General features: G+C 66.7%; 2 protein-coding genes. Both read right to left on the bottom strand.

The genetic code is table 11. From position 1 onward, the window contains the following. Positions 1-1,224 (bottom strand): 16S rRNA (cytosine(967)-C(5))-methyltransferase RsmB (gene rsmB, locus AC1D0P_RS24855; protein WP_477679176.1); only part of this gene is annotated, 1,224 nt, incomplete at its 3' end. Between the two features lie 115 nt (positions 1,225-1,339). Next, the coding region (locus AC1D0P_RS24850; RefSeq protein WP_477679175.1) for an FCSD flavin-binding domain-containing protein at positions 1,340-2,324 on the bottom strand (985 nt) is incomplete at its 5' end.

The raw sequence follows: 2,324 nt of genomic DNA, 5'->3' as shown, positions 1-2,324 counted from the left end.
GGGCCTTAATAGAGCGTCGGTGTGGTGCGTAAGAAACGTTTGTATCTGGTTGTCGCCTTCCGCGCGAAAAACCGAGCAAGTGCAGTACAGCAGGCGCCCGCCGGGTTTGAGCAGCGGCCACAGCGTCTGGAGCAGCTTGGCCTGGATGGCGGCCAGCTGGGCGATGTCGGTGGGCCGGCGCAGCCAGCGCACGTCGGGGTGGCGCCGCACGATGCCGGAAGCGGTGCAGGGAGCGTCCAGCAGGATGCCGTCGTACTGCCGGCCATCCCACCAGCCGTCCGGCTCGCTGGCGTCGCCCACGCGAATCTGGGCCTGCAACCCCAGGCGTAGCAGGTTCTGTCCGACGCGCTCGCAACGACGCGCGTCAATGTCGAGCGCGGTCACTTCACAGTCGGCGATTTCCAGCAAGTGGGCGGTTTTGCCGCCCGGGGCGGCACAGGCGTCGAGGATGTTGAGCCGGGTGCCGCCCCCGTCCGGAGCGGCCAGTCCTTCCAGCAGCAAGGGCGCCGCCAGCTGCGCGGCGGCATCCTGCACCGAAAAATGCCCCTCGGCAAAGCCGGGCAGGCCGGTCACCGGGCGCGCGGCCGCCAGGATCACGCCATATTGCCCCACCGGGGCAGCGTCGATCTGCACCGCCGCCAGTGCCTGCAGGTAACCGGCCTGCGTCGTCTTGCGTTCGTTGACGCGCAGGATCAGCGGTGCGCGGCTGTTGTTGGCCTGCAGGACGGCCTGCCACTCCCCGGGATGGTCCTTGCGCACCCGGTCTATCCACCATTGCGGGTGGTTCCAGACGGCCTGGGGGCTTTTCTCAGTACGTGCCACCAGCTCGTCGCGTTCGCGCAGAAAACGGCGCAGGCAGCCGTTGATGAAACTGGCCTGGTGCTGCGTGGCGTCGCCGCGCTTGGCGGCCTCCACAGCCTGGTCTACAAGGGTATGGGCGGTGTAGGGCGCATCGTGCTCGGTCCAAATCAGAGCCAGGGCCACGCACAACAAGGCGTCGGCCTCGGGCGGCGGTGGGCGGCGGGCCAGTTGCTGGCGCAAGGCCTCGGCGCGGCCCAGCCAGCGCAGCGTGTGAAAGCCCAGCGACTGCACGCCGGGCCGCAGCGCGGCATCAACGTCTTCGAGCGCAGCGGTCATGGACTGGCCGTCGCGCACGGCCATCAGCAGGGAAGCAGCCCCTTGCAGCTGGCGCCACAAAGGGACTTGGGTCGGGTTGTCTTGCATCGATTCCGTGGGGCCGGCTTTTGGGAAGCCAGCCGTAAAACCGTTCAGGAGCGAACGGCGAATAGCTGTATTAGACCAGCCTCGCCGCTACCGGTCTGAGCCCCCGCCGGGACGTTCAGGCCAGGGTATCTGCCCAGATATTGCTGGCCCAATTCAATGCGTAGACGCCCTCCAGCTCGGTGGGGCCCGTGCTGACGCCCCCGGAGCCGGCGACGGCCTTGAAGGTTTTCTCGGCGGCCACGTATTCATGCACGCTGGCCACATGGATCACGTTCTTGTTGTCGACAAAGCTGTAGCAGGTGTTGGTCAGCATGGGAGCCGGATTGACGTCCCAGCCCGAAAGCTGCGCCACGATGGCGGCGGCCGCCACCTTGCCGTGGTTGTTGGCCATGTGCCCGCTCTTGGGCATGGCCGGCGCCACCTGAATGGAATCGCCGAGCACATGCACGTCTTTGGCGGCGGTGGATTCGAAGGTCAGGTAATTGACGCCGCACCAGCGATTGTTGGCCTGGTTGTTGAGGCCTGYCTGCATGGCGATGGTGCCGGCGCGCATCGCGGGGAGCACATTGAGCACGTTGGCCTTGACGTCGTCCTGCACATCGAACTTGATGATGCCGGTCTTCGCATCCACCGCCGTGGCCTTGTGCTGGCCGCGGTATTCGACGATGCCCTTGTACTGCTCGGCCCAGACCTTCTTGAACAGCGGCCCCTTGGAGGTGACGTCGGGGTTGGCATCCAGGATCAGCACCTTGCTGCGTGGCTTGGCCGCCTTGAAATAGCCGGCGATGACCGAGGCGCGCTCATAAGGGCCGGGCGGGCAGCGGTAAGGTGCCTCGGGGATCGTGATGGCGTAAACGCCGCCGTCGGGCATGGCCTCCAGCTGGCGGCGCAGCGCCACGGTTTCCGCACCGGCCTTCCAGGCCTGCAGCACCCGGCCGGAGGCGTTGGCCTCCTTGAGGCCATCAATGCTGCCGAACATCAGCTCCACGCCGGGCGAGACCACCAGCTTGTCGTAGGCAATGGTGGCGCCGCCGGCCAGCGTGACGGTTTTCTTCGCGGTGTCGATGGCGCTCGCGTAGTCCTTCACCACCGTGATGCCG

It is taken from the genome of Polaromonas sp. P1_G2, from assembly GCF_056405515.1.
The sequence above is the reverse complement of the archived record's forward strand: the minus strand, read 5'-3'. Positions and strand labels throughout refer to the sequence as shown.